Origin of the sequence: Micromonospora sp. CP22, assembly GCF_009712475.1 — a bacterium.
Taxonomy (GTDB): Bacteria; Actinomycetota; Actinomycetes; order Mycobacteriales; family Micromonosporaceae; genus Micromonospora.
The window spans coordinates 392,024-417,582 of the sequence record NZ_VCJO01000002.1; the positions used below are offsets into that span (position 1 = coordinate 392,024).

At 70.6% G+C, this 25,559-nt stretch carries 24 protein-coding genes and 1 tRNA gene; 6 read left to right on the forward strand and 19 right to left on the reverse strand.

The window, feature by feature from the left end; translation table 11 throughout:
• Window positions 1–54: 54 nt before the first annotated feature.
• Genes FF096_RS05140 through FF096_RS05150 form a run of 3 tightly spaced genes read right to left on the reverse strand, consistent with a single transcriptional unit; the run spans window position 55 to window position 2,718 of the window.
• On the reverse strand, window positions 55–624 hold the full coding sequence (locus tag FF096_RS05140; RefSeq protein WP_155215185.1) for a 2'-5' RNA ligase family protein: 570 nt from the start codon (window positions 622–624) through the stop codon (window positions 55–57).
• Between the two features lie 36 nt (window positions 625–660).
• Entirely contained in the window at window positions 661–1,686 is a 1,026-nt protein-coding gene (trpS, locus tag FF096_RS05145; protein WP_155215186.1) for a tryptophan--tRNA ligase, read from the reverse strand.
• A gap of 33 nt (window positions 1,687–1,719) precedes the next feature.
• Window positions 1,720–2,718, reverse strand: coding sequence for a hemolysin family protein (locus FF096_RS05150; RefSeq protein ID WP_155215187.1), 999 nt, complete (start codon window positions 2,716–2,718; stop codon window positions 1,720–1,722).
• 80 nt (window positions 2,719–2,798) lie between these two features.
• On the opposite strand from FF096_RS05150, the gene galE reads away from it, so the two are divergent.
• Window positions 2,799–3,782, forward strand: coding sequence for a UDP-glucose 4-epimerase GalE (galE, locus tag FF096_RS05155; protein WP_309222716.1), 984 nt, complete (start codon window positions 2,799–2,801; stop codon window positions 3,780–3,782).
• A complete protein-coding gene (gene galK, locus FF096_RS05160; protein ID WP_155215188.1) occupies window positions 3,779–4,948 on the forward strand; it encodes a galactokinase in 1,170 nt (389 codons plus the stop codon). Before galE ends, galK begins: the two co-directional genes overlap by 4 nt.
• A gap of 101 nt (window positions 4,949–5,049) precedes the next feature.
• On the opposite strand, the gene cysN is transcribed toward galK, so the two are convergent.
• The 9 genes from cysN to FF096_RS05205 form a co-directional block, all read right to left on the reverse strand.
• Window positions 5,050–6,354 (reverse strand): sulfate adenylyltransferase subunit CysN, encoded by a 1,305-nt coding sequence (gene cysN / locus FF096_RS05165; protein ID WP_155215189.1) that lies wholly within the window; start codon window positions 6,352–6,354, stop codon window positions 5,050–5,052.
• Window positions 6,354–7,262 (reverse strand): sulfate adenylyltransferase subunit CysD, encoded by a 909-nt coding sequence (cysD, locus tag FF096_RS05170; protein WP_155215190.1) that lies wholly within the window; start codon window positions 7,260–7,262, stop codon window positions 6,354–6,356. The genes cysN and cysD overlap by 1 nt, the downstream gene beginning before the upstream one ends.
• 74 nt (window positions 7,263–7,336) lie before the next feature.
• Complete coding sequence (locus FF096_RS05175; protein WP_155215191.1) at window positions 7,337–8,155, reverse strand: inositol monophosphatase family protein; 819 nt, start codon at window positions 8,153–8,155, stop codon at window positions 7,337–7,339.
• A 165-nt stretch (window positions 8,156–8,320) separates the two neighbouring features.
• Window positions 8,321–8,911 (reverse strand): aminoacyl-tRNA hydrolase, encoded by a 591-nt coding sequence (pth, locus tag FF096_RS05180; protein ID WP_155215192.1) that lies wholly within the window; start codon window positions 8,909–8,911, stop codon window positions 8,321–8,323.
• Between the two features lie 119 nt (window positions 8,912–9,030).
• A complete protein-coding gene (locus tag FF096_RS05185) occupies window positions 9,031–9,720 on the reverse strand; it encodes a 50S ribosomal protein L25/general stress protein Ctc (RefSeq protein WP_309222717.1) in 690 nt (229 codons plus the stop codon).
• A 257-nt stretch (window positions 9,721–9,977) separates the two neighbouring features.
• Complete coding sequence (locus FF096_RS05190) at window positions 9,978–10,958, reverse strand: ribose-phosphate diphosphokinase (protein ID WP_155215193.1); 981 nt, start codon at window positions 10,956–10,958, stop codon at window positions 9,978–9,980.
• Between the two features lie 64 nt (window positions 10,959–11,022).
• Window positions 11,023–12,558: a bifunctional UDP-N-acetylglucosamine diphosphorylase/glucosamine-1-phosphate N-acetyltransferase GlmU gene (glmU, locus tag FF096_RS05195; protein ID WP_309222718.1), complete on the reverse strand. Its 1,536-nt coding sequence runs from the start codon at window positions 12,556–12,558 to the stop codon at window positions 11,023–11,025.
• Window positions 12,559–12,659: 101 nt separating this feature from the next.
• Window positions 12,660–12,731: transfer RNA gene (locus FF096_RS05200), tRNA-Gln, on the reverse strand.
• Window positions 12,732–12,757: 26 nt separating this feature from the next.
• Entirely contained in the window at window positions 12,758–13,612 is an 855-nt protein-coding gene (locus FF096_RS05205; protein ID WP_155215194.1) for a helix-turn-helix domain-containing protein, read from the reverse strand.
• Between the two features lie 131 nt (window positions 13,613–13,743).
• Here FF096_RS05205 and FF096_RS05210 point away from each other — a divergent pair, with 131 nt between their 5' ends.
• Window positions 13,744–14,697: an acyl-CoA desaturase gene (locus FF096_RS05210; protein WP_155215195.1), complete on the forward strand. Its 954-nt coding sequence runs from the start codon at window positions 13,744–13,746 to the stop codon at window positions 14,695–14,697.
• Between the two features lie 121 nt (window positions 14,698–14,818).
• Entirely contained in the window at window positions 14,819–15,502 is a 684-nt protein-coding gene (locus tag FF096_RS05215; protein WP_155215196.1) for a TetR/AcrR family transcriptional regulator, read from the forward strand.
• Between the two features lie 3 nt (window positions 15,503–15,505).
• Here the strand turns inward: FF096_RS05215 and FF096_RS05220 are convergent, their stop codons facing one another.
• The 6 genes from FF096_RS05220 to FF096_RS05245 all read right to left on the reverse strand — a co-directional run bounded on the left by FF096_RS05220 (window position 15,506) and on the right by FF096_RS05245 (window position 21,495).
• A complete protein-coding gene (locus FF096_RS05220; RefSeq protein WP_155215197.1) occupies window positions 15,506–15,985 on the reverse strand; it encodes a DUF4383 domain-containing protein in 480 nt (159 codons plus the stop codon).
• Window positions 15,986–16,160: 175 nt separating this feature from the next.
• Complete coding sequence (locus tag FF096_RS05225; protein ID WP_155215198.1) at window positions 16,161–16,616, reverse strand: DUF4383 domain-containing protein; 456 nt, start codon at window positions 16,614–16,616, stop codon at window positions 16,161–16,163.
• 151 nt (window positions 16,617–16,767) lie between these two features.
• Window positions 16,768–18,573, reverse strand: coding sequence for an ABC-F family ATP-binding cassette domain-containing protein (locus FF096_RS05230; RefSeq protein ID WP_309222719.1), 1,806 nt, complete (start codon window positions 18,571–18,573; stop codon window positions 16,768–16,770).
• A gap of 100 nt (window positions 18,574–18,673) precedes the next feature.
• A complete protein-coding gene (locus FF096_RS05235; RefSeq protein WP_309222720.1) occupies window positions 18,674–19,621 on the reverse strand; it encodes a 4-(cytidine 5'-diphospho)-2-C-methyl-D-erythritol kinase in 948 nt (315 codons plus the stop codon).
• 74 nt (window positions 19,622–19,695) lie between these two features.
• Entirely contained in the window at window positions 19,696–20,568 is an 873-nt protein-coding gene (rsmA, locus tag FF096_RS05240) for a 16S rRNA (adenine(1518)-N(6)/adenine(1519)-N(6))-dimethyltransferase RsmA (protein ID WP_155215200.1), read from the reverse strand.
• A gap of 18 nt (window positions 20,569–20,586) precedes the next feature.
• On the reverse strand, window positions 20,587–21,495 hold the full coding sequence (locus FF096_RS05245) for a TatD family hydrolase (protein WP_155215201.1): 909 nt from the start codon (window positions 21,493–21,495) through the stop codon (window positions 20,587–20,589).
• A 190-nt stretch (window positions 21,496–21,685) separates the two neighbouring features.
• Here FF096_RS05245 and FF096_RS05250 point away from each other — a divergent pair, with 190 nt between their 5' ends.
• Window positions 21,686–22,537, forward strand: a complete 852-nt coding sequence (locus tag FF096_RS05250) for an alpha/beta fold hydrolase (RefSeq protein WP_155215202.1) — start codon at window positions 21,686–21,688, stop codon at window positions 22,535–22,537.
• Between the two features lie 100 nt (window positions 22,538–22,637).
• Here the strand turns inward: FF096_RS05250 and metG are convergent, their stop codons facing one another.
• The gene (gene metG / locus FF096_RS05255; RefSeq protein ID WP_155215203.1) at window positions 22,638–24,455 is read right to left on the reverse strand and encodes a methionine--tRNA ligase; all 1,818 of its coding nucleotides are present in this window, start codon (window positions 24,453–24,455) and stop codon (window positions 22,638–22,640) included.
• Between the two features lie 158 nt (window positions 24,456–24,613).
• Here metG and FF096_RS05260 point away from each other — a divergent pair, with 158 nt between their 5' ends.
• Window positions 24,614–25,534 carry a hypothetical protein gene (locus FF096_RS05260; RefSeq protein WP_309222721.1) on the forward strand — a complete coding sequence of 307 codons (921 nt, stop codon included), beginning with the start codon at window positions 24,614–24,616 and terminating at the stop codon, window positions 25,532–25,534.
• Window positions 25,535–25,559: the final 25 nt, after the last annotated feature.

Below are 25,559 nucleotides of genomic sequence, written 5' to 3' on the forward strand. Positions count from 1 at the left end.
CTCGCCGATCCGTCGTCGCGTGTCAGAGGTACCCGACACCGCCGACGGCGACGCTCAGCCGCCCAGTCGGAAGTCGCGGCGCGGTTGCCAGCGGGTCTGTCCGCTGTGCGAGAAGAGCGTGAAGTGATCCACTTCGAACATCGCGGAGAAGTCCGCCAGGTCCTCGTACACCTGGTCCAGCGCCTCCGGCGCGACATCCTGGGCGACCGTGACGTGTGGATGGTAGGGGAACCGAAGCTCCCGGCGTAGCTGCGGAGCGGCGTTGATGGCGGCGGCGAGCAGCTCGCACTCGCTGATGCCGGCGGCGACCGTGACGAAGACCACCTGGGTCACCGGCCGGAACGTGCCGGTACCCCGCAGGTGCAGGGTGAACGGCAGGTGCTCGGCGGCGACCCGGACGAGGTGCCGTTCCACGGCCGGCAACGCGCTCACCGGAATCTCGGTCGGCCCGAGCAGGGTGACGTGAGCCGGCACCGTGTTCTGGTCACCGGCCTCCAGCCGACGCCGGGTCAGCAGGCTGCCCCACGGCTCCGGGATGTCGACCGCGATGCCGATCTGGACGCTGTCGCCGGCCACCGGTGCTCCGGGCCCCTGATCCACGCTCCGCGCCACCCCTTCGGCCATCGACGCCTGCCCACACCGCCGCCCTCGACCGAGCGGTCACTCACCACGTACCGGGGGGAAGAAGCCCACCCGCTCGTACGCGGTACGCAGCGTCGGCGCCGCCACCGCGCGGGCCTTCTCCGCACCGGCCGCGAGGAGCTTGTCCAACTGGGCGGGATCGTCGAGGTACGAGCGGGTGCGCTGCTGGATCGGGCTGACGAACTCCCGGACCACCTCGGCGAGGTCCTTCTTCAGGTCGCCGTAACCCTTGCCGACGTACGCCACGACCAGGTCGTCGATGCCCCGCCCGCTCAACGCCGAGTAGATGGTGAGCAGGTTGGAGATCCCCGGCTTGGTCGCCTCGTCGAAGACGATCTCCCGACCGGTGTCGGTCACCGCCGACCGGATCTTCTTCGCCGAACGCGCCGGATCCTCCAGCAGGTCGACGATGCCGGCCGGCGACGAGGACGACTTCGACATCTTCGCGGTCGGATCCTGCAAGTCGGTGATCTTCGCGGTGGCCTTCACGATGTGCGGCTCCGGCACGGTGAAGGTCCGACCGAACAGCGAGTTGAACCGCTGCGCCAGGTCCCGGGAAAGCTCCAGGTGCTGCCGCTGGTCCTCACCGACCGGTACCGCGTTGGCCTGGTAGAGCAGGATGTCGGCGGCCTGCAGGATCGGGTAGGTGAACAGGCCGACGCTGGACCGCTCGTTGCCCTGCTTCTGCGACTTGTCCTTGAACTGGGTCATCCGGCTGGCCTCGCCGAACCCGGTCAGGCAGCCGAGCACCCACGCCAACTGGGTGTGCTCCGGCACCTGGGACTGCACGAACAGGGTGCAACGCTCCGGGTCCAGCCCGACCGCGAGCAACTGCGCGGCGGCCACCCGGGAACGCTGGACCAGCACCTTCGGATCGTGCCCGGCGGTGATGGCGTGCAGGTCCACCACGCAGTAGAAGGCGTCGTGCGACTCCTGCAACGCCACCCAGTGCCGCACCGCGCCGAGATAGTTGCCGAGATGGAACGAGTCGGCTGTCGGCTGGATACCGGAGAAGACGCGGGGGCGGGCCGGAACGTCGGACATGCCGACAATTCTGTCAGCTACGCCCGGCGTACGTCATGACGGGCCGGCGGGTCGGCTCCGGTCCGCCGCCGCCACCGGCTCACGGCGCTGTTCGGGCAGCCGCGCGACGGTGACCGCGAGGCGGGCCACCCGCCGGCCTTCCAGGGTCAACACCCGCAGCAGCCAGCCACCGGCCGGTGCCCCCACCGGCTCCGGACCGACCGGGATCTCGTCGCCCGGCGCCGGCAGCCGCCCCAGCGCGGCCATCACGAACCCGCCCACCGTCTCGTACGGCCCGGTCGGCAGAGAGACACCGGTGCGGTCGGCGAAGTCGGCCAGGTTGAGCCGACCGTCCACCACCGCCGGCAACCCGGTGTACGCGGGCTCGGGCGCCTCCGCGTACTCGTCGTGGATCTCGCCGACCAACTCCTCGATGAGGTCCTCGCAGGTGACGATGCCGGCGGTGCCGCCGTACTCGTCGACCACCACCGCCAGGTGATGCCCCTCCCGGCGCATCTCGGTCAACGCGGCCAGCACCCGCTTGCTCGCCGGCAGGCGCTTGACCTCGCGGGCCAACTGCCCGACCGTGGTGCCCGGCTCCCGGTCCGGATTGAGCACCAGGTCACGCAGATGCACGACGCCGACCACGTCGTCGTGGGTGCCGTCGACCACCGGATAGCGGGTGTGCGGTCCCGCCCGCACCAACGGTTCCGCCTCGGCGATGGTCAGCGCCGCGGAGAGGAAGACCACCTCGGTACGGGGCATCATCACCTCGCGTACCAGGCTCGCACCGGCGGCCAACACGTCGTCGATGATGCGTTGCCCCACCGGATCGAGGACGGTGTTGGCGGCGACCAGGTCGCGCAGTTCCGCCTCACTGATCCGCTCCCGACCGGCGGCCGGTCCCGCGCCGAGCAGATGGGTGACGAGCCGCACGGCACCGTCGGCGACCCGGACCACGACCCGGGCCACCGCTCGGGCCACCGGTCCCGGCTGACGGCGGTGCAGGTCGTGGCCACGCCGCCGGGGTGTGCGCCGACGCGAGGCCCGCATGCAGTGATGGTAGCCAGCCACGCCCCGTAGGGTGACCACCACGAGGCCGCGTCCGCACCGGCCAGGTAGGAGGAAGCGACGTGAAACTGCTCGTCACCGGCGGGGCCGGTTTCATCGGCAGCGTGGTGACCCGGATGCTGCTCGACGCCGGGCACGAGGTGGTCGTGCTGGACGACCTGCGCACCGGTCACCGGGTCGCGCTGGCTCCCGAGGCCACCCACGTCGAGGTCGGCATCCACGACGCGGCCAAGGTGCTCACCCCACAGGCCGGCTTCGACGGGGTGCTGCACTTCGCCGCCCTGATCGCCGCCGGCGAGTCGATGGTCGCCCCCGAACGGTACTGGCACAACAACACCGTCGGGACCCTGGCGCTGATCGACGCGGTGCGTGCCGCGGGCGTGCCCCGGCTGGTCTTCTCCTCCACCGCCGCCGTCTACGGCAACCCCACCGAGCTGCCCATCCCGGAGACCGCCGTCAAGGCACCCACCAACACGTACGGAGCGACCAAGCTCGCCGCCGACATGGCGCTCACCTCGGAGTCGATCGGTCACGGTCTGGCCGCCGTCTCGCTGCGCTACTTCAACGTCGCCGGTGCCCACCTCGACGGTGACGTCGCCCTCGGTGAACGGCACGACCCGGAAACCCACCTCATCCCGATCGCGTTGGAGGTGGCCGCCGGTCGGCGGGACAAGCTGCAACTCTTCGGCGACGACTACCCCACCGTCGACGGCACCTGCGTCCGGGACTACATCCACGTCTCCGACCTCGCCCAGGCCCACCTGCTGGCCCTCGACGCGGCGACCGCCGGACAGCACCGCATCTACAACCTCGGCAACGGCAACGGTTTCACCAACCGGCAGGTGGTCGAGGTCGTCCGCGAGGTCACCGGGCAGCCGGTACCGGTCGAGATGGCCCCCCGCCGCGACGGCGATCCGGCCGAACTGGTCGCCTCCTCCGACCTGGCCCGTGCCGAGCTGGGATGGCAGCCGCGCAAGCCCACCCTGCACGACATGGTCACCGACGCCTGGGCGTTCTACCGGGCCGAGATCCTGGACCGTCGATGACCGCGCGCCGCGACGAGGTGGCCGAGCGCGCCACCGCCTGCTTCCAGCACGCGTACGGTGAGGCACCCGCCGGCCGCTGGGCGGCTCCCGGCCGGGTCAACCTGATCGGCGAGCACACCGACTACAACGACGGGTTCGTGCTGCCCTTCGCGCTACCGCTGCGGACCGTCGTGGCGGCCACCGTGCAGCAGCCCGGACGCTGGAGGGTCTACTCCGAGCTGACCGGCGAGACGGTCAGCTTCGGCGTCGACGAGGTGACCAACCCCGGCCGGGTGGCCGGCTGGGCGGCGTACGTCGCCGGGGTGGTGTGGGCGTTGCGGGAGGCGGGTCACCCGGTGCCCGGCGTCTCGCTGGCCGTCGCCTCCGACGTGCCGCTCGGTGCCGGGCTCTCCTCCTCCGCCGCGCTGGAGGCCGCGGTGCTCGCCGCGCTGGTCGACCTGGGCGGGCTGACGCTGCCCGCCGAGGGGCAGCCTCGGCTGGCCCAGCGCGCCGAGAACCACTACGTCGGCGCGCCCACCGGCATCATGGACCAGTCGGCGGTGATCCGCTGCCGCGGCGGGCACGCGCTCTTCCTCGACTGCCGCACCGAACAGGTCGAACACATCCCCTTCGACCTCGACAGCGCCGGCCTCGCCATGTTGGTGATCGACAGTCGTGCCCCGCACCGGCACGCCGACGGTGAGTACGCGGCCCGCCGCGCCAGCTGCGAGAAGGCAGCCGCCCTGCTCGGCGTGCCCGCCCTGCGGGACGTGCCGGCCGCCGGTCTCGACGACGCGTTGGCCCGGCTGCCCGACGACGAAATCCGCCGCCGGGTCCGCCACGTGGTCACCGAGAACCAGCGGGTACTCGACACCGTCGCGCTGCTGCGCGGCGGGCAGGTCCGGCAGATCGGGCCGCTGCTCACCGCCTCGCACGCCTGCATGCGCGACGACTTCGCCATCACCGTCCCCGAGGTGGACACCGCCGTCGAGGCGGCGCTGGCCGCCGGGGCACTGGGTGCCCGGATGACCGGCGGCGGCTTCGGCGGCTGTGTGCTGGCCCTGGTCGAGGCAGACCAGTCCGACCGGGTGAGCGAGGCCGTCACCGCCGCCTACGCCACCCGCGCCTTCACCCCACCCACCGTCACCACCGTCACCCCCGCCCCCGGCGCCACCCGGCTGGCCTGACCCTCGACCCGTCGATCAAGAAGTTTTGGTCGGGATCGCGCGCGATCCCGACCAAAAGCTCTTGATCAACCAGGGTTTTCGGGGGGCTCCGGGCGAGTGGGTCAGGGGGTTTCGACGATCATGCCGGCACCGACGGTGCGGTTGGTGGTCTCGTCGATGACGATGAAGCCACCGGTGGTGCGGTTGCGGCGGTACTCGTCGGCCAGCAACGGAACGGTGGTCCGCAGCCGGACCCGGCCGATCTCGTTGAGCCGCAACTCGTTCGCCGACTCGTCACGGTGCAGCGAGTTGATGTCGAGGCGGTAGTGCAAACCCCGAACGATCGCCCGCGCGGCACGGGTCGTGTGCTTGATCGCGTACTTGCCGCCGATCTGGAGCGGACGGGTCTCGTCCATCCAGCAGACCATCGCCTCGATGTCCTGAGCCACGGCCGGCGCGTTGTTCGGTCGACAGATCATGTCACCGCGCGAGATGTCGATCTCGTCCGCCAGGCGTACCGTCACCGACATCGGTGGGAACGCCTCCGCGACCGGCCCGTCGGCGGTCTCCACCGCGGCGATCCGGCTGGTGAAGCCCGACGGCAGCACCATCACCTCGTCGCCCGGCTTGAGCACCCCGGAGGCCACCTGACCGGCGTAGCCCCGGTAGTCGGTGACCGTTGTCGACTGGGGACGGATCACGTACTGCACCGGGAAACGGACGTCGACCAGGTTGCGGTCGCTGGCGATGTGCACCCGCTCCAGGTGGTGCAGCAACGCCGGGCCTTCGTACCAGGGCATGTTCTCCGAACGGCTGACGATGTTGTCGCCCCGCAGCGCGGAGATCGGCACGACCGTCAGATCCGGCACGTCCAGCTTCGCGGCGAAGGCGGTGAACTCGTCGGCGATCCGCTCGAAGACCTCCTGCGAGAAGTCGACCAGATCCATCTTGTTGACGCAGAGCACCAGGTGCGGCACCCGCAGCAGCGAGCAGAGGAAGGCGTGCCGGCGGGACTGCTCGACCAGGCCCTTGCGGGCGTCCACCAGGATCAGCGCCAGGTCGGCGGTGGAAGCACCGGTGACCATGTTGCGGGTGTACTGGATGTGCCCGGGGGTGTCGGCGATGATGAACTTTCGCCGGGGGGTGGCGAAATAGCGGTACGCCACGTCGATCGTGATGCCCTGTTCCCGCTCCGCCCGCAGCCCGTCGGTGAGCAGGGAGAGGTCCGTGTACTCGTCGCCCCGGGCCGCGCTGACCGCCTCAACCGCCGCCAACTGGTCGGAGAACAGCGACTTCGTGTCGTAGAGCAGCCGACCGATCAGGGTCGACTTGCCGTCGTCCACACTCCCGGCGGTGGCGAAGCGCAACAGGTCCATCGGCCGTCCGGCCGTCTCGGAACCGGTCGGCGCGAGCGTCTCGGTGGTCATCAGAAGTAGCCCTCCCGCTTGCGGTCCTCCATCGCGGCCTCGCTGACCCGGTCGTCGCCCCGGGTCGCCCCGCGCTCGGTGATCCGAGTCGCGGCGACCTCCTCGATGACCTTCTCGACCGTGTCCGCGTCGGACCGTACCGCCGCCGTGCAGGAGGCGTCACCCACCGTGCGGTAGCGCACCCGGGCCTTGAACCGCTCCTCACCGGCCCGTGCCGGCAGGAACTCGTTCACCGCGTAGAGCATCCCGTCGCGCTCGACCACCTCACGCTCGTGCGCGTAGTAGATCGACGGCAGCTCAATCTGCTCCCGGGCGATGTAGTGCCACACGTCCAACTCGGTCCAGTTGGACAGCGGGAAGACCCGGATCGACTCGCCCGGATGATGCCGGCCGTTGTAGAGCGCCCACAGTTCGGGCCGCTGGTTCTTCGGATCCCACTGGCCGAACTCGTCCCGGAAGCTGAACATCCGCTCCTTGGCCCGGGCCTTCTCCTCGTCCCGCCGGGCACCGCCGAAGAGGGCGTTGAAGCGGTGCTTCTCCACCGCCTCCAGCAGCACCGGGGTCTGGATCCGGTTACGCGTCCCGTCGGCGGACTCGCGGACCAGGCCGCTGGCCAGCGCCTCCGGCACACTGGCCACGACCAGTTGCAGGCCCAACTCGGCCACCCGCCGGTCCCGGTAGTCCAGCACCTCGGGGAAGTTGTGCCCGGTGTCGACATGCATGACCGGAAATGGAATGTGGCTCGGCGCGAACGCCTTCTGCGCCAACCGGAGCATGACGATCGAGTCCTTGCCACCGGAGAAGAGCAGCACCGGTCGCTCCAGCTCGGCGACCACCTCGCGCATCACGAAGATGCTCTCCGCCTCCAGCGCGTCGAGATGGGTGACCTGGTACGCAGCGCTGGTCATGACACCGGCTCGATTCGCTCAGTCATCCGCTTTCCAGACCTTTCCGGTCGGAGATGTCAGGAACTGACGACAGGCTACCCGCAATGCCGCTGCAACGCCGCAAGTAACCGGCTGGCGAGATCCTTGCGGCACACCAACAGGTCCGGCAGACGCGGGTCCGCCTCGTTGTATTTCAGCGCAGAACCATCAATCCGGGAAGCATGCAGCCCGGTGGCCGTCGCCACAGCCACCGGCGCCGCCGAATCCCACTCGTACTGCCCGCCGGCATGGATGTACGCATCCACCTCACCGGTGACCACAGCGGCGATCTTCGCCCCGGCCGAACCCATCGGCACCAACTGCGCCCCGACATCCGCAGCGAGATCGGTCAGGAAAACCGGCGGTCGGCTACGACTCGCCGCCAACCGCACCGGCCCCGCACCACCAGCCACCGGCTCCGGCGTCACCGGCGGAAGGTCCGTCCCCAGCACCCGGCGCTGTGCCGGCAACCCGACCGCACCTGCGACCAGCCCATGCGACGCGGTCGCGTCCCGGGCCCAGAGCGCCACGTGCACCGCCCAGTCCGCGCGCCCCTCCTCGCTGAACTCCCGGGTGCCGTCCAACGGGTCGATGATCCACACCCGGTCGGCGGTCAACCGCGACACCGCACCGGCATCCACCTCGGCCGCCCACGCCAGCCGGGAACCCTCGTCCTCCTCGGAGAGCACCGCGTCACCCGGACGCCACCTCGCCAACTCGGTACGGATCAGCTCATGCGAGACCTTGTCCCCCGCCGACTTCAACGCACCGGCATCGGCGAAACCCAACTCCGCCCGCAGGCCCAACAACGCCCGCCCGGCACGATCCGCCAGCCACCGCGCGAACGCCCCGTCGCTCATCGGTGGACCGCTCATGCTTCCGCTCCCGTCGCCACCAGCCGCGTACGCCGAGCAGCCGGCCCCGCCCGACCGCCGAACCCGCACCCTACCGGGCAATCGGCGAACCCGGCCTCCGTAGTCCGCCCCTTGACACAACGCGACGCCCAGGCCGAGCCCAGGCAGCCGACATCGACGGTCGGATCAGGCCCCGTGGTACAGGTTCTGCGTGGGCTCCACACCCCGGATGACCACGGATTCCACGACATCTGCGGCCCGGTCCACCAGAAAGTCCAACTCCTTGCGCTCCACGGTGCCGAAATCCGACAGCACGTAGTTCGCCGGATCCTGCCGCCCCGGCGGACGGCCGATCCCGAACCGCACCCGCACGTAATCCTTCGTGCCCAACGACTTCGACATCGACCGAAGGCCGTTGTGCCCGCCCTCGCCACCACCACACTTGACCCGAACCTGGCCGAAACCGATGTCGAGTTCGTCGTGCACCGCGATCACCCGCCCCGGCGGCACCTTGTAGAACTGCGCCAGGCCAGCCACCGGCCCACCCGACAGATTCATATAGGTCAGCGGCTTGACCAGCACCAGCTTCGGCCCGCCCAACCCCAGCCGCCCCTCGGCGACATCCGCCATCACCCGGCGATGGCGGCCAAACCGGCCACCCAGCCGGTCCGCCAGAAGGTCGGCCACCATGAACCCGACATTGTGCCGATTGCCCGCGTACTCCCGACCCGGGTTACCCAGGCCGACCACCAACCACGGCCCGGTCTCGTCCGTCATCGCCCGACCTTCCCGCTCCCGACGGCGGTCAACCACCCACCACCGTGTCGATCACCCGATACGCCGACAGGCGCCCCCGAAATCCGGGGACGCCTGCCGCAAACTGAACCGCGAGACGATCAGGCCTCGGTACGGGCCTCGGTGCCCGCCTCGCCCTCGGCAGCCGGTGCCTCGGCAGCACCCTCGGTGACCTCGCCAACCTCGGCCTCGGCCTCCTCGGTGGCCTCCTCGGTCTCGGGCAGCGTCGCCTCCAGCTGCTCGGCCGTCGGCGCGGCGGTGACCGTCGCGATCGCCAACTCCGGGTCGGCGGCCAGCTCCACACCCGCCGGCAGCGCCACATCGGCGGCGGTGACCTGGGAACCCGCCTCGGCACCCTCGACCGAAGCCTCCAGGGAATCCGGCACCTTGGTGGCGTCGGCGGTCACCGAGAGGGTGTCGTGGTCGTGCACGATCAGCGTGTCCCGGGCCGCCTCACCCGTGAGCTGCACCGGCACATCCACGGTGACCTTCTCACCGCGACGCACCAGCAGCAGGTCGACGTGCTCGAACGTGTCCTTGATCGGGTCACGCTGGATCGCCTTCGGCAGGGCCAGCGCCTGGGTGCCGTCGCTGACGTCGATGGCGAAGAGCTGGTTGGCGCCACCCTTACGGATCGCGGCCGCGAACTCGCGGGCCGGCAGCGCGATGTGCTTGGGCTTCTCGCCATGGCCGTACAGCACGGCGGGCACCTTGCCGGCCCGGCGGGTACGGCGGGCACCACCCTTGCCGAACTCGGTACGGGGCTCGGCGCTGATCTTTACCTCGGACACGGGGAAACTCCTGATGCTTCGCTGCGGCAGCTTGTCGTCTGGCGGTGCTGGGCGGGGGGCTCGCAGGGGCTCATGCGTCAGAAGACTGCCCGGAGCACCGCGTCGATCACGGTGCCTCCGTGCGGCGCTTCGCAGCGGCCCGCAGGGCACCCTCGCCGTGGCAACCGCACCAGTCTACCCGAGCGCTTTCCAAGCCTTCCGGCAGTCCCCGTAACCCCCGCCCGGCACCAGCCCGACGGATCAACCGCGCGACGTGCTCAGCTCAGCCCACCGAAGAGGGTGGTAACCGAACCGTCGTCGAAAACCTCGCGGATCGCCCTGGCCAGCAGCGGCGCGATCGACAACACGGTGAGCTTGTCGAGCTGCTTCTCCGGCGGCAACGGCAGCGTGTTGGTCACCACGACCTCGCTGATCGGGCTGTTCTTCAACCGCTCGGTCGCCGGATCGGAGAGCAACGCGTGGGTGGACGCCACGATCACGTCCGCCGCACCCGCCTCCCGCAGGATGTCCGCCGCCTTGCAGATCGTGCCGCCCGTGTCGATCATGTCGTCGACGATCAGGCAGACCCGATCCTCGACCTCACCGACCACCCGGTTCGCCACCACCTGGTTCGGCTTCATCGGATCCCGGGTCTTGTGGATGAACGCCAGCGGGCAACCGCCCAACCGGTCCGTCCACCGCTCGGCCACCCGCACCCGACCCGAGTCCGGCGCGACAACGGTCATCGGCCGACCCGCGTACTTGCGCTCCACGTACTCGGCCAGGATGTCCATCGCGAAGAGGTGGTCCACCGGGCCGTCGAAGAAACCCTGGATCTGCGCGGTGTGCAGGTCCACGGTGAGGATCCGGTTCGCCCCGGCGGTCTTCAGCAGGTCCGCGACCAGCCGCGCCGAGATCGGCTCCCGACCGCGGTGCTTCTTGTCCTGCCGGGAGTACGGATAGAACGGCAGGACGACCGTAATCCGCTTCGCCGAACCACGCTTCAACGCGTCGATCATGATCAGGGTCTCCATGACCCACGTGTTCACCCCGTGCGTGACGGACTGCACCACGAAGGCGTCCGAACCACGCACCGAGTCCTTGAACCGTACAAAGATCTCGCCGTTGGCGAACTCGTACGCGTCGGCAGGCGTCGGCGCGACGCCGAGCACCTCACCGATCTCCTTGGCCAGCTCCGGAAAGCCACGTCCGGAAAAGAGCATCAGGCTCTTGCGGTTTTCGGCGACGATGCTGCCCATGGGCCCGTCTGCTCCCGTATTCGGTAGGCGGTACCCGGCCTGCGCGGTGGTGGTGCGGCCGGGGCTATTCGGTTGCAGTATCTCCCGCCTCGGGCGTCCCGCCTACTGACTCGGCGGTGCCGTGGATTGCCTCACCTTGACTTGCGGACGACGGCGTCGCAGGAGCACCCTGCGCACCCCGCAGGGCGCGCTCGGCCGCAGCCGCGGAAGGCGTGCCCGGACGCTTGCGCGCCACCCACCCCTCCAGACTGCGCTGCGTCGCCCGGCTGACCCCCAGCGCCCCCGGCGGCACGTCCTTGCTGATCGCGCTACCCGCCGCCACGTACGCCCCGGCACCCACCTCGACCGGCGCGATCAGGTTCGTGTCGCACCCCACGAAGGCCGCCTCGCCGACCACGGTGCGGTGCTTGTTCACCCCGTCGTAATTCACGAAGATCGTCGCCGCGCCGATGTTCGCCCGAGCCCCGATCGTCGCGTCACCCACGTAGGACAGGTGCGGCACCTTGGCGCCGGCACCCACCTCGGAGTTCTTCACCTCGACGAACGTGCCGACCTTCGACCGCTCCGCCAACCGCGCGTCCGGCCGCAGGTACGCGTACGGCCCGACGCTGGCCCCCGGGCCCACCTCGGCGCCGACCGCGTGACTGCGCAGCACCGTCGCGCCGGGCCCCACCACCGTGTCGATCAACGTCACGTCCGGCCCGACCACCGCACCGGTGCCGACCACCGAACCACCCCGCAGCTGGGTGTTCTGATCCACCACCGCATCGCGGTCCAGCGCCACCGTCACGTCGATCCAGGTGGTCTCCGGGTCGAGCAGGCTGACCCCGGCACGCATCCAGCGCTCGTTGACCCGGTCGCGCAGCAGTCGACGCAGCGCTGCCAGCTCCACCCGGTCGTTGCAACCGAGCGTCTCGGTGTGGTCGGCCGCCACATGCACGCCCACCGGCTCGCCAGCGGAGACCAGCAGCTTGAAGACGTCGGTGAGGTACTCCTCGCCCTGGTCGTTGTCGGTCGACAACTTGCCGAGCACATCCCGCAGCCGGGCCGCGTCGAACGCGTAGATGCCGGCGTTGATCTCACGTACCGCCAACTGGCGCGGCGTGGCGTCCCGCTGCTCCACGATCTGTTCCAGGCGACCGGACGCGTCCCGCACGATGCGGCCGAGCCCGGTCGGGTCCGGCACCTCCGCGGCGAGCACCGTCGCGGCGGCACCCTCGCTCTCGTGGGCGGTGACCAGCTCGACGACCGTCTCGGGCCGCAGCAGCGGCACATCGCCGTTGAGCACCACCACAGTGCCGGTGACCTCGGGAGCCGCCTCCAGCGCGATCCGCACAGCGTGTCCGGTGCCGAGCTGCTCCGCCTGGTGGACCGCGGTGGCCTCCGGGGCGATCTCGGCCAGGTGGGCGCGGACCTGGTCGGCACCGTGCCCGACCACCACCAGGGTGCGCGCCGCCTCCAGCGGGTCGGCCGCGTGGAGGACGTGACCCACCAGGGTCCGCCCGAGCATCGGGTGCAACACCTTGGGCAGCGAAGACTTCATCCGCTTGCCCTCACCCGCGGCAAGCACGACGACGGTACGGGGGTGGGGCTCGGACACGACGTGGCTCCCGTCGGAACGCGGACAGTCTCGCGGCCATGCTAACCGGACAAACCGGCCTGGTCGGCAGGGGCACGAGGATCGGCAGTTGCGGGTATCTGCTGGGGTGCCTGGATTCGAACCAGGAGCTCAAGGCTCCAAAGGCCTGCGGGTTGCCGTTACCCCACACCCCATTGACATGTCAAGCCAACAGCCCGCATCAACTGACGAACGTACGCCCAGCCGCGGACCGGAACAGCTCGGCGATCATACCCTCTATTCGCCAGTAGAGCTCGCGGCTACGCGGCACGTTGATCACGAGGCAGCCTCGGTACCCGTCGCCGACATTCCGGCGGACGGTCGTGGGGTTGTGCTTCTTCAGGCTCGCCCGGCGAAAGCGCTCGCGCGGCACCGCCAGCTCGGCCGCCCACCACTCGGCGGCCGCGTCCGGGTCGGCCGTCTCGTGGATGCTCACCCGGTAGGTCGGTGCAGCGCGGTCGACTCCGCAGGCTTCGAGGAAGCGAAGAAAGAGCGAAAGCAGCCCCGGATCGCTGTTGACGAACTGGACGTGGTCATCCCGACGCCACGGCTTCGACTTAGTGCCCTCGCACCAGTAGATCGCCGCTCCGAGGAGGAGCAGGTCCCGCTCGTCGAGCTCGCCGACCACCCGCGCGGCGAGCCCGTGCGCCTCCGCCTGCGCCTCGTCCCGCGCCGCACGGTCAGCCGACCACCACGACTCGGCCATCGCCCTCCCCCGCTGACGCCGACGCTCCCGCTCACTCTGCGAGTCCCGTTCGGACGCAAGTTGCCGGGTCCACAGGTAGGCGGTAGACCGGCTCACCCCGAGTCGTCTCGCGATCTCCGGAACCGAATGCCCCGTCGACCGAAGCGTCGCCGCCTCGGCACGCAGGTCGTCCTTCGCCCTGGGGCGTCGTACCCGTTGCGGAGCCGGGACGCCCCGCAGCAGGTCGTAGATCCGGTTGCGGCCAAGCCCCGTACGCGCGCGGATCTCACGCACCGACAGTTGCTCCTCGGTGCGCAGTCGGCGCACCTCGGTGGCGTCGAAACCAGTCATGTGGTGCAGGTTAGGACGAGCGTGCGACAGATCCGGCATCCATTCTTGTCGCTGCCTGATGTGATCTACCGGGGGCGTAAGTTACGGTGACGTAGGCGTAGATTCGCGATCCGACGTTCCTGTGAGGTGCCATGTCCAACGCCCTTCTCGACCCTCACCCGGCCGGCCCCAAACCCCTTACTCAGGGCACCCAGTCACGCGGCATCCTGATCGCGCTGTGGTCGTTCGTGGTGATCCCGTTCGCGGCGCTGATCGCCGCCGTTCCCGTGGCCTGGGGTGGCTGGCTCAGCTGGGTCGACGTGGGCATCGCGGCCTTCTGGTACGTGGTGTCGGGCCTGGGCATCACGGTCGGATACCACCGCTACTTCACCCACGGCTCGTTCAAGGCGAAGCGGTGGCTGCGCATCGCGATGGCCGCCTCGGGCTCGCTCGCCGTGCAGGGCGAGATCATCCAGTGGGTGGCCGACCACCGGCGGCACCACGCCTTCTCCGACCTGGACGGGGATCCGCACTCACCGTGGCGGTTCGGTGAGAGTGTGCGGGGCCTGATCAAGGGGCTGTTCCATGCGCACATGGGCTGGCTGTTCGGTCGCGAGCTGTCCAACCGGGAGCGTTTCGCCCCGGACCTGCTGGCCGACCGGGACATCCGGCGGATGGACAAGTTCTTCCCGGTGCTGGTGATCGTCTCGGTGCTCGGGCCGGCGGCGATGGGTTGGCTGTTGACCTGGTCCTGGCAGGGGGCGTTGACCGCGTTGTTCTGGGCCGGTCTGGTCCGCATCTCGCTGCTGCACCACGTCACCTGGTCGATCAACTCGGTGTGCCACGTGTACGGGGAGCGGCCGTTCATGATGCGCCACGGTGACCGGGCGGCGAACTTCTGGCCGCTGGCACTGGTGTCCTTCGGGGAGAGCTGGCACAACCTGCACCACGCCGATCCGACGAGCGCCCGGCACGGCGTGCTACGGGGGCAGATCGACATCTCGGCCCGGGTGATCTGGTTGTTCGAGAAGGTGGGCGCGGCATGGGACGTGCGTTGGCCGAAGCCGGAACGGATCGCGGCGAAGCTGGCGAAGCCGGCGGCATAGGCGCGCCCGGGATCACCGGGCAGCCACCCCGCAAGTTACCTGGCAGTATGTCCGGGTGGACGGGCGGAAAGCAGGCAGCATCCCACGACAGGGCGTCACCGAGCGCCAGCGAGGTGACGAGATGGTCGAGGCTCCCAAGGCAGCGAGCGGCAAGCGGCGGCGGGCGGTGCCCGCGTCGGCCAAGCCGGCGTCCCGGGTACGCATGTCCGCCGCTCAGCGTCGCGAGCAGCTGATCTCGATCGGTCGGCAGATCTTCGCCGAGCGCGGCTTCGACGCCACCTCCATCGAGGAGGTGGCGTCGCGGGCGAAGGTGTCCAAGCCGGTGGTCTACGAGCACTTCGGCGGCAAGGAAGGGCTCTACGCGGTGGTGGTGGACCGGGAGGTCCGGTCCCTGCTGGACCGGATCACCACGGCGCTGACCGCAGGTCATCCCCGGGAGTTGCTGGAGCAGGCCGCGCTGGCCCTGCTCGGCTACATCGAGGAGGAGACCAGCGGTTTCCGGGTGTTGGTGCGGGAGTCGCCGGTCCTCTCGGCGACCGGCAACTTCAGCAGCGTGATGAACGACGTCGCGCACCAGGTGGAGCACATCCTCGGCGCCGAGTTCTCCAGTCGTGGGTACGACCCGAAGCTGGCCGAGTTGTACGCGCAGGCGCTGGTGGGCATGGTCGCCTTGACCGGCCGCTGGTGGCTGGAGGTGCGGAAGCCGCGTAAGGAGACGGTTGCCGCGCACCTGGTGAATCTCTCCTGGAACGGGTTGTCGAACCTGGAGGCCAAGCCGGGACTGATCACCGCGGGCGGCCACTGACGGTCAGCGGCGGCGGTGCATCTCGGCGACGGGGTGGTACCGGCGGTTCCGCTCGGCCTCGGCGTCCTCGTGTGGGCCGACCTTGTCGTAGAGGCCGGTGCCGAGCAGCACCAGCCCGAAGATCATCGAGACGACCACCGTCGACATGGAGAAGTTCAGGAAGTTCGCGTCGGTCTGTAGCACCGACATCATCAGGATGCTGGTGACCAGGAAGACGACTCCGGCGGTGAGGTTCATGTAGTGGCCGAGGTTGCCACGCCGGGACGCGCCGATGATGAGCACGGCTCCGAAGACGATGGAGACCAGTGAGAAGGCCAGGTTGGTGCGGAGACCGAGGGCCCAGTCGCCGTTGCGCCCGAAGAGCGGTTGGCCCCAGGTGAGGGCGGTGCCCCAGACGCCGAAGACCAGGATGTAGAGCCCGATCAGACCGGACAGCGCCCGGTAGAACGGCCGCGCCGGATGGTTGACCGGAAAGTGCGGCATCGGCTCTCCTCACCCCATAGGGAACAACAAGGACATTGTTCCCCAGTCGGGCAGCCGATGCGGGCGGATGCGCAACCCGACGGGTTTTCGCCGGAGCCCGGCCCGCGCAGGGATCAAGCCTGACCGCCCGGAGCGGGCCGGGCTCCGGCGGAAACCCAACCAGAACAGGAACAGCTCAGAGCACGAGCCGAGCCTGCTGCCACGCCTCGTGCTCCTCGTCGGTGCCGACCTTGCTGTACATGCCGGCCATCAGCAGCACCAGGCTGAGCACCATGTTGACGATCACCGTGGCGACGCTCAGGTTGAAGATGTTGGCCTCGGTGCGGATGAAGGCGAGCCCGGCCAGGCTGACCACCATGATCAGGTACGCCGACCACTGGTTGACCAGCACGTCGAGGTTGCGCCCGATGGCGGTGCCGGCCAGCACGAGCGCGCCGATCGCGAGGCTGAACACGGAGAAGCCGAGGTTCGTGCCCTGCCCCAGGGCCCGCATGTCGCCCTGGCCGAAGAAGGGCTCACCGGTGCTGGTCAGGAGGCCGATCACACCGAAGGCCACCAGGTACAGGCCGATCAGGCCGCCGATCGCCCGGTAGATCGGCCGCGCGGGGTGGTTGACGGGGGTGTGGGCCATGTCTGTGTCTCCAACGCCGTTGGGTGAGGGTCGACGAGGATTCTCCCGCATCCGGCCATGTGACGCCGCACACGGGGTCCTGGCAGCGGCGTCGACCGCTGGTGGACCGGGTGCCGCAACCTCGGCCGTAGGAACAGCCGAGTCGGGTGGCTCAGGTGGCGGGGATCTCGTCGGCCAGGGTGAGCCACGCCTGCTCGGCCGCCTCCCGTTCGCCGCGTACCTGGGTGAGCTGGGCGTCCAACTCGGCGACCTTGGTGTAGTCGGTGGCGTTCGCGGCGAGTTGGTCGAGCAGCGCGGCCTCCTTCTGTTCCAGCTTGCCGATCTGCCGTTCGAGGCGGGTTAGTTCCTTGCGGGCCTGCCGGGCCTCGGCGGCGCTCATCCCACCGCCGCCGGCCGGCGGGGTGGTCGGGGCCACGGGTGCCGGGGTACGCCCGGGTCCTGGCCGGTCGGTGCTGCGGGCGAGGTACTCCTCGACCCCGCCGGGCAGGTGCACCAGCCGGCCGTCACCGAACATGCCGTACACCGAGTCGGCCACCCGCTCGATGAGGTACCGGTCGTGGCTGGCCACCACGATCGTGCCGGGCCAGGAGTCGAGCAGGTCCTCCAGGGCGGCCAGGGTGTCGGTGTCGAGGTCGTTGGTGGGCTCGTCGAACAGCAGCACGTTCGGTTCGCCGGCGAGCAGTCGCAGCATCTGTAGCCGACGTCGCTCACCACCGGAGAGGTCACTGACCGGGGTCCAGAGCCGCCGGTCGTCGAAGCCGAACACCTCGGCGAGTTGGGCGGCGGAGATCTCCCGGTCACCGAGCCGAACCCGTCGGGCGACCTCCTCGACCGCTTCGAGTACGCGCAGTTCGCCGGGGAGTTCGGCGAGTTCCTGGGAGAGGAACGCAGGACGTACGGTGCTGCCGGTGATCAGTCGACCGCCGTCGGGGCGGGTGACACCGGCGAGCATCCGCAGCAGGGTGGTCTTGCCCGCGCCGTTGGCACCGAGGATGGCGACCCGGTCGCCGGGGCCGACCTGCCAGGTGACGCCGTCGAGGATGGTCTTGGGACCGGCGTGCAGCCGGACGTCTTCCAGGTCGTACACCTGTTTGCCGAGCCGGGCGGTGGCCAGCCGTTGCAACGACATGGTGTCGCGCGGCGGCGGCACGTCGGCGATGAGGGCGTTGGCGGCGTCGATGCGGAACTTCGGCTTGGAGGTGCGGGCCGGTGGGCCACGCCGCAGCCAGGCGATCTCCTTGCGGAGCAGGTTCTGTCGGCGGGCCTCGGTGGCGGCGGCGACGCGTTCCCGTTCGGCCCGAGCGAGGATCCAGGCCGCGTAGCCGCCTTCGTAGGCGCGTACGGTCTGGTCGGCGACCTCCCAGGTGGTGGTGCAGACGGCGTCGAGGAACCAGCGGTCGTGGGTGACCACGACCAGGGCACCCTTGCGGCTGAGCAGGTGCCGGGCCAGCCAGTCGACACCGCTGACGTCGAGGTGGTTGGTGGGCTCGTCGAGGATGAGCAGGTCGGCGTCGCGGACCAGCAGGGCGGCCAGGGCCACCCGGCGGCGCTCACCGCCGGACATCGGCCCGACCGGGGCGTCGAGGCCCAGGTGGGGCATGCCGAGCCCGGCGAGGATGCCGCGTACCCCGGCGTCGCCGGCCCACTCGTGCTCCGCGCCCATGCTCTCGGTGAGCCATTCGGTGCCGAGGACGACGTCGCGGACGGTGGCCTCGGGGCTGAGGGTGAGGTTCTGCGGCAGCCAGGCGACCCGCAGGTCGCGGCGGTGGGTGACGCGGCCGTCGTCGGGTTCCTCGGTGCGGGTCAGCAGGCGCAGCAGAGTGGACTTGCCGGCCCCGTTGAGGCCGACGACGCCGATCCGGTCGGCGTCGTCCAGGCCGAGCGAGACATCGGTCAGCAGTGGCCCGGCCGCGCCGTAGCCCTTGGATACCCGGTCCAGGTTGACGATGTTGGCCACATACCCACCTTTCATGATCAAGGCGTCCCGGTGCCGGGGGGCACCTGGGGACGCCTGTCGTTCAAGGGTACGCGGACGGGTCGGCGGCGGCCGGGGGGCGTCAGGTGATCCGGGCGCCGGGTACCGGTCCGTGGGCGGTGCGGGCCTGGCGGCACACCCCGGCGGACTCCAACTCGGCGGCGACGCGTTCGGCGTGGGCGGCGTCGGTGGCGAGGAACACACAGGTGGGCCCGGAACCGGAGACGATGCCGGCCAGCGCACCGGCCGCCTCGCCGGCCTTCAGCGTGGTGGCCAGCGACGGCCGCATGGCCAGGGCGGCGTCCTGGAGGTCGTTGCCGAGGGTCGGGGCGAGCACCCGGGGGTCACGCTGCCGTAGCGCGGCGAGCAGACCGTCGGTGCTGCCCAGGGGTGGCCCGGCGGCACCGGCCTCGCGGAGCCGGTCGAGTTCCCGGTACGCCTGTGGGGTGGACAGCCCGCCGTCGGCGATGGCGACCACCCAGTGCCAGGAGGTGGGGCGGGCCAGCACCGGGCTGACCGCCTCGCCCCGGCCGGTGCCGAGCGCGGTACCGCCGTGGATCAGGAAGGGCACGTCCGAGCCGAGGTCGGCGGCGATGCTCGCCAGTTCGTCACGGGACAGCCCGGTGCCCCAGAGCGCGTCGCAGGCGACCAGGGTGGCTGCGGCGTCGGCGCTGCCGCCGGCCAGCCCACCGGCCAACGGGATCTGCTTGCGCAGGTGCAGTCGGGCGTGTGGCATCACACCGGCGTATCCGGCGAGGGCGTGCGCCGCCCGGATGATCAGGTTGGAGTCGTCGAGGGCGAGTTCCCCGGTGCCCTCGCCCTCCATGGTGAGGGTCAGCGTGTCACCACGTCGGGCGGTCAACTCGTCGTAGATCGAGATCGCGTGGTAGACGGTGTTCAGTTCGTGGTAGCCGTCCCGACGCAGCGGGCCGACCCCCAGGTGCAGGTTGACCTTGGCGGGCACCCGTACCCGGACGGGACCGCTCGCCCCGCGCGGCTCATCGTCATCCGGACGCCAGGCCTCGGTCACGGGGTGCTGCCCCGAACAGGCAACCGCAGGTCGAACGGCTTGGTCACGATCAGCTCCTCGGGCACGGCCTCAGCCTACTGTGCTGCCGTCGCGCGGCTCGGAGCCGACGCGGCCACGGCGGCGAACTGCTCGACGGTGAGTGACTCGCCACGGGCGCCCGGATCGACGCCGGCGGCGGTGAGCGCGGCGGCGGCCCGGTCGGCACCGCCGGCCCAGCCGGCCAGGGCCGCTCGCAGGGTTTTGCGGCGCTGGGCGAAGGCGGCGTCCACCACCGCGAAGACCTCGTTGCGGGGGACGTCGGCGCGGGGCGGTTCGCGGCGGGTGAAGGCGACCAGACCCGAGTCGACGTTGGGCACCGGCCAGAACACGTTCGGCGGGACCTTCCCGGCGGGGCGGGCGTGGGCGTACCAGGCGAGCTTCACCGACGGGATGCCGTAGACCTTGGAGCCGGGACCGGCCACCAGCCGATCGGCGACCTCTTTCTGCACCATCACCAGGCCGTGCCGGAGGCTGGGTAGCTCGGCGAGCAGGTGCAGCACCACGGGCACGGCGACGTTGTACGGCAGGTTCGCCACCAACGCGGTGGGTGCCGGGTCGGCCAGGTCGGCGGCGGTGATCCGCAGTGCGTCCCCGTGATGCACGCTGAGCCGCTCGGCGGCCGGGCCGGCGTGGCGGGCCGCGGTGTCGGCGAGCGCGTCGGCCAGCGTGGCGTCGATCTCGACGGCGTGCACGTGGGCGGCGGCGGGCAGCAGGGCGAGGGTGAGCGAGCCCAACCCGGGGCCGACCTCCAACGCCACGTCGTCGGGGGTGAGGGCGGCGGTGGCGACGATCCGGCGCACCGTGTTGGGGTCGTGTACGAAGTTCTGGCCGAGCTTCTTGGTGGGCGCGACGCCGAGCCGGGCGGCGAGGTCCCGGATCTCCGCCGGGCCGAGCAGGTCTGCGGCCATAACCCGACAGCGTACGGGTCAGCCGGTGACGTCGGCCGAGCGCCAGCCACCGAAGGCCCGTTCGCCGGTGGCCGAGATGGCTTCGCAGAGTTCGTCGAGGTCGGCGCCGGTGACGGCGGCCAACGCCCGGACGGTCAGCGGGATGAGGTACGAGGCGTTGGGGCGGCCTCGGTGCGGGACGGGGGTGAGGTACGGCGCGTCGGTCTCCACCAGGATCTGGTCGAGTGGGGTCAGCGCGGCTGCTTCGCGCAGCGCCCCGGCGCTGGCGAAGGTGACCGTGCCGGCGAAGCTGAGTAGGTAGCCCCGGCGGACGCATTCGGCGGCGAACTCGGCGTCACCGGAGAAGCAGTGCAACACCACCGTGTCGGGAGCGCCCTCGTCGTCGAGGATGCGCAGCACGTCGGCGTGCGCGTCCCGGTCGTGGATCACCAGCGTCCGGCCGTACCGCTTGGCGATGGCGATGTGCGCCCGGAAGCTCTCCTCCTGTGCGGCGCGGCCGTCGTCACCGGTGCGGAAGTGGTCCATGCCGGTCTCGCCGATGCCGCGTACCCGGTCCTGACCCGCCAGTGCCTCGATCTCGCGCAGGGCTTCGTCGAGGTCGGCCAGCCGGGGCGCCTCGTTGGGGTGCAGCGCGACAGTGGCCAGCACCGCCGGGTAGCGGCTGGCCACCTCGGCACCCCAGCGGGAGGAGGCGACGTCGACGCCGACCTGCACCAGCCGGTCCACCCCGACGGCGGCGGCGACGTCGATGGCCGCCGCGACCGGGTCGTCGGCGCTGCCGCCACCGGGCACCCCGGCCTCGCTGACGGTGATGTCGAGGTGGGTGTGGCTGTCCAGTACCGGCCGGGGCAGCGGCTCGGGCGCGGGTGGGAACTCTCCGGCGCGGCGGGCGGCGCGCTGGCTACGGGATTCGGTTGGCTCGCTCATCTCCTCGACAGCATCACACACGGGACGAGTGCACCGGCCGCCACCCGGAGTGCCCCGAACGGGGCGGGGCGGGGCACCGGCCCCGGCGGTGCGGATCGGGTGGTGGGTCGGCCAGCCGGACCCGGGCCGGGCAGGAATATCACCCGCCCGGCCGGGAAGGCTCGGTCTTTCCGCTGACAGGAGGACCGAGATGCCCTTCATCACCGTGGGGACGGAGAACTCCGCGCCCATCGACCTGTACTACGAGGACCACGGGTCGGGTCAGCCGATCGTGCTGATCCACGGGTTCCCCTTCAACGGGGCGACCTGGGAGAAGGTCTCCGGACCGCTGCTCGACGCCGGCTACCGGGTGATCACGTACGACCGACGCGGCTTCGGCAACTCGGCGCAGCCGGCGTTCGGGTACGACTACGACACCTTCGCCGCCGACCTCGACGTGCTGATGACGGAGTTGGACCTGCGCGACGCGATCCTGGTCGGCCACTCGATGGGTACCGGGGAGGTGACCCGTTTCCTGGGCGCGTACGGCTCGGAGCGGGTGGACCGGGCGGTGTTGTTGGCACCGCTGGCGCCGTATCTGCGGCAGGCGCCGGACAACCCCGAGGGGGTCGAGGCGAGCCTCTTCGAGGGGTTCAAGCAGGCGATCCAGCAGGACCGGTTCGCCTACCTCACCCAGTTCTGCGAAGCCTTCTTCAACTACAGCGAGAACAAGGGCAAGCTGGTCAGCGAGGAGGCGCACCGGGCGCACTGGCAGATCGGCGCGCAGGCGTCGGCGTTCGCCACGTACCACTGCGTGGACGCCTGGGGTACCGACTTCCGGGCCGACGTGTCGCGGATCGACGTGCCGGTGCTGATCGTGCAGGGCGACCAGGACAACGTGCTGCCGTACCCGAAGACCGGCCAGCGGTTGCAGCCGATGCTCGCCGACAGCCGGCTGGTCACCCTCAAGGGCGCGCCGCACGGCATTCCGTGGACGAACGCCACCGAGGTGAACCAGGCGATCATGGAGTTCATCGGCTCGCCGACCATGGCCCGCGCCTGATCCGGTCAGGGGCGGGTGCGGGCGTGGACCGGGTCACGCCGGGCCGCGGGGCCACGCGATGGGCGCGACCCGGTCGGGGTCACGCCCATCGCGGCGTCGGTCAGCTTTCCAGCCGGGCCAGTTCCTCGTCCACGATCGAGGGGTCGAGCTTGCGGAAGACGGGCTTGGGCGCCGCGAGGGGGCGACCCACCACGAGCGGTACGGACTCCCAGCGCGCGCCCTGGGTGTAGTCGCCGGTCAGCACCGGGTACCCGGGCCCGCCGTCGAGGTCGTCGACCTCTTCGATCACCGGCATCGGGGCGTGCACCCCGGTGCCGCCGAGCAGCTCGTGGATCTTCTGCGCGGAGTGCGGCAGGAACGGGGTGAGCAGCGTGTTGGCGTCGCTGACCACCTGAAGGGCGACGTGCAGGATGGTGCCCATCCGGGGCTTGTCCGCCGCGTCCTTGAGCTTCCACGGCGCCTGCTCGGAGAGATACTTGTTGGCCTCGGCGACCACCTTCATCGCCTCGCCGATGGCCTGCTTCTGCCGGTGCCGGGCGATCAGGTCGCCGACCGTGCCGAAGCCGGCGCGCGCCACGGCCAGCAGCGTCTCGTCGGCCTCGGTGAGCCCGTCCGGCCCGATCGGCGGGATCTCGCCGAAGTTCTTCGCCGCCATGGAGATGGACCGGTTGACCAGGTTGCCCCAGCCCGCGACCAGTTCGTCGTTGTTGCGGCGCAGGAACTCGGCCCAGGTGAAGTCGGTGTCGTTGTTCTCCGGCCCGGCCACCGCGATGAAGTAGCGCAACGCGTCGGCGTCGTACCGCTGGAGGAAGTCCCGGACGTAGATGACCACCCGGCGGGACGAGGAGAACTTGCGGCCCTCCATGGTCAGGAACTCGCTGGAGACCACCTCGGTGGGCAGGTTGAGCTGCCCGAGTCGGCCCGGTTCGCCGCCCCGGCTGCCCTCACCGGAGTAGCCGGCGAGCAACGCGGGCCAGATGACCGAGTGGAAGACGATGTTGTCCTTGCCCATGAAGTAGTAGGCCTGGGCGTCACCGGACGCGGCGAGGTCCGGCCCGTCCAGGTGGTTCCAGTACTTCCGCCACGCCTGCGGGTCTCCGGTGCGGCGGGCCCACTCGATGGACGCGGAGAGGTAGCCGATGACGGCGTCGAACCACACGTAGATGCGCTTGTCGGTGCGCTCGCGCCAGCCTTCGAGCGGGATCGGGACGCCCCACTCCAGGTCCCGGGTGATGGCGCGGGGGTGCAGGTCGTCCAGGAGGTTCTTGGAGAAGCGCAGCACGTTCGGCCGCCAGCCCTCCCGGGTGTCCAGCCACTTGCGCAGCACGTCGGCCAGGGCGGGCAGGTCGAGGAAGAAGTGTTCGGTCTCGACGAACTCCGGCGTCTCCCCGTTGATCTTCGATCGCGGGTTGACCAGGTCGATCGGGTCGAGTTGGTTGCCACAGTTGTCGCACTGGTCGCCCCGGGCGCTGTCGTAGCCGCAGATCGGGCAGGTGCCCTCGATGTACCGGTCGGGCAGGGTCCGGCCGGTGGACGGCGAGATGGCGCCCATGGTGGTCTTCGGCACGATGTACCCGTTGCGGTACATCCCCTCGAACAGCTCCTGCACCACGGCGTAGTGGTTGCCGGTGGTGGTGCGGGTGAACAGGTCGTAGGAGAGGCCGAGGCCGTGCAGGTCCTCGACGATCACCCGGTTGTACCGGTCGGCCAGTTCCCGTGGCTTCAGCCCTTCGGCGTCGGCCTGCACCTGGATCGGCGTGCCGTGCTCGTCGGTGCCGGACACCATGAGTACGTCGTGGCCGGCCATCCGCATGTATCGGGCGAAGACGTCGGAGGGTACGCCGAAACCGGAGACGTGGCCGATGTGGCGTGGGCCGTTGGCGTACGGCCAGGCCACCGCCGCGAGAACGTGACTCATGGACAGAAAGCCTAGTGACCCTCGCGCAGGGCCCGCGAACCAATAGGGCCCGTCGGTCGGTGTGGTGCCCCAGACCGGGTCAGCAATTCGTCCGAAATGTCGCCGACACGCTGCCTGAGCTGCCCGATCATCCCCCCGTACCGGTGTCCAATGAACGCGTGACTGGCAGCCGAGCCGCCCGAGAGCACTCCGACGGCCCTCCCTCCGACGCCGGGCCGGACACCACCGCGCCGCCGCGTACCCCGGCGGTGGCGCCGCAACCCCGCACGGTGCCGTCGCCCGATGGCGAGACCGGGCCGGACCGGGCCGAGCCCGCCACCGTCGAGTTGCGGCACGTGGTCGAGGTGGAGCCGACGACCGGCGCGCCGGTGGACACGCTGCCGCGTCGGGTTCCGGTCCGGGCGAGCGGACGCCCGCGTCGCCGACAGGTGTCGTTCGACGATGATCCGCCGGAGGAGGACTCCTTCTGGGCACCGATCGAGGAGGTGCACTGGGACGGCACACCGGTCCGACCGGAGACGCCCGGCAGGGGTGAGCCGTGGTGGCGGCGGTTGCGGCCGGTCCGCCGCCGGGAACGGAGCAACCATCCACCGGACCCCTGGGCGGGGCTGTCCGCCATGATCGGGTTGAGCCTCGCGGCGGCCTTCTTCGCCTGGGTCAGCGCCGGACCGCTCTGGGTCGCCGTCGGGCACGCCACCTCCGGCACGGTGATCGTCACCGGGTGCACCGGCGACGGCCTGACCCAGCGCTGCCGGGGCATCTTCACGGCGGCCGACGAGGAGTTCCGGACCCACGGCGTACGAGTCAGCGGGGTACCCCGGGACCGCACCGCGCCCGGTTCCGCCCTACCCGCCCGGGTGACCGGCCCGGACGGGCACGTCGCGTACGCCGACCGTGGGGTGGGCGCGCAGTTGCGCTGGCTGCTCGGGATGCTCGGTGTGCTCGGCTGCGCGGTGGGCATCGCCCGCTGGACCGGCGCGACCCGGCTGCCCGACCCCACCGAACGGCGCTGGGCGATCGCCGCCTCGGTGGCCGGTCCGCTGCTGACCACGTTCGGGTTCCTGATCGCGGCCTGGTGATCGCCGACGGTCGCGGGATACCCGA

What these genes read in the sequence shown, in the direction of transcription:
- FF096_RS05140 (WP_155215185.1), bottom strand. Translation starts at nt 624, where the DNA reads ATGGCCGAAGGGGTGGCGCGGAGCGTGGATCAGGGGCCCGGAGCACCG.
- trpS (WP_155215186.1), bottom strand. Translation starts at nt 1,686, where the DNA reads ATGTCCGACGTTCCGGCCCGCCCCCGCGTCTTCTCCGGTATCCAGCCG.
- FF096_RS05150 (WP_155215187.1), bottom strand. Translation starts at nt 2,718, where the DNA reads ATGCGGGCCTCGCGTCGGCGCACACCCCGGCGGCGTGGCCACGACCTG.
- galK (WP_155215188.1), top strand. Translation starts at nt 3,779, where the DNA reads ATGACCGCGCGCCGCGACGAGGTGGCCGAGCGCGCCACCGCCTGCTTC.
- cysN (WP_155215189.1), bottom strand. Translation starts at nt 6,354, where the DNA reads ATGACCACCGAGACGCTCGCGCCGACCGGTTCCGAGACGGCCGGACGG.
- cysD (WP_155215190.1), bottom strand. Translation starts at nt 7,262, where the DNA reads ATGACCAGCGCTGCGTACCAGGTCACCCATCTCGACGCGCTGGAGGCG.
- FF096_RS05175 (WP_155215191.1), bottom strand. Translation starts at nt 8,155, where the DNA reads ATGAGCGGTCCACCGATGAGCGACGGGGCGTTCGCGCGGTGGCTGGCG.
- pth (WP_155215192.1), bottom strand. Translation starts at nt 8,911, where the DNA reads ATGACGGACGAGACCGGGCCGTGGTTGGTGGTCGGCCTGGGTAACCCG.
- FF096_RS05190 (WP_155215193.1), bottom strand. Translation starts at nt 10,958, where the DNA reads ATGGGCAGCATCGTCGCCGAAAACCGCAAGAGCCTGATGCTCTTTTCC.
- FF096_RS05205 (WP_155215194.1), bottom strand. Translation starts at nt 13,612, where the DNA reads ATGACTGGTTTCGACGCCACCGAGGTGCGCCGACTGCGCACCGAGGAG.
- FF096_RS05210 (WP_155215195.1), top strand. Translation starts at nt 13,744, where the DNA reads ATGTCCAACGCCCTTCTCGACCCTCACCCGGCCGGCCCCAAACCCCTT.
- FF096_RS05215 (WP_155215196.1), top strand. Translation starts at nt 14,819, where the DNA reads ATGGTCGAGGCTCCCAAGGCAGCGAGCGGCAAGCGGCGGCGGGCGGTG.
- FF096_RS05220 (WP_155215197.1), bottom strand. Translation starts at nt 15,985, where the DNA reads ATGCCGCACTTTCCGGTCAACCATCCGGCGCGGCCGTTCTACCGGGCG.
- FF096_RS05225 (WP_155215198.1), bottom strand. Translation starts at nt 16,616, where the DNA reads ATGGCCCACACCCCCGTCAACCACCCCGCGCGGCCGATCTACCGGGCG.
- rsmA (WP_155215200.1), bottom strand. Translation starts at nt 20,568, where the DNA reads ATGGCCGCAGACCTGCTCGGCCCGGCGGAGATCCGGGACCTCGCCGCC.
- FF096_RS05245 (WP_155215201.1), bottom strand. Translation starts at nt 21,495, where the DNA reads ATGAGCGAGCCAACCGAATCCCGTAGCCAGCGCGCCGCCCGCCGCGCC.
- FF096_RS05250 (WP_155215202.1), top strand. Translation starts at nt 21,686, where the DNA reads ATGCCCTTCATCACCGTGGGGACGGAGAACTCCGCGCCCATCGACCTG.
- metG (WP_155215203.1), bottom strand. Translation starts at nt 24,455, where the DNA reads ATGAGTCACGTTCTCGCGGCGGTGGCCTGGCCGTACGCCAACGGCCCA.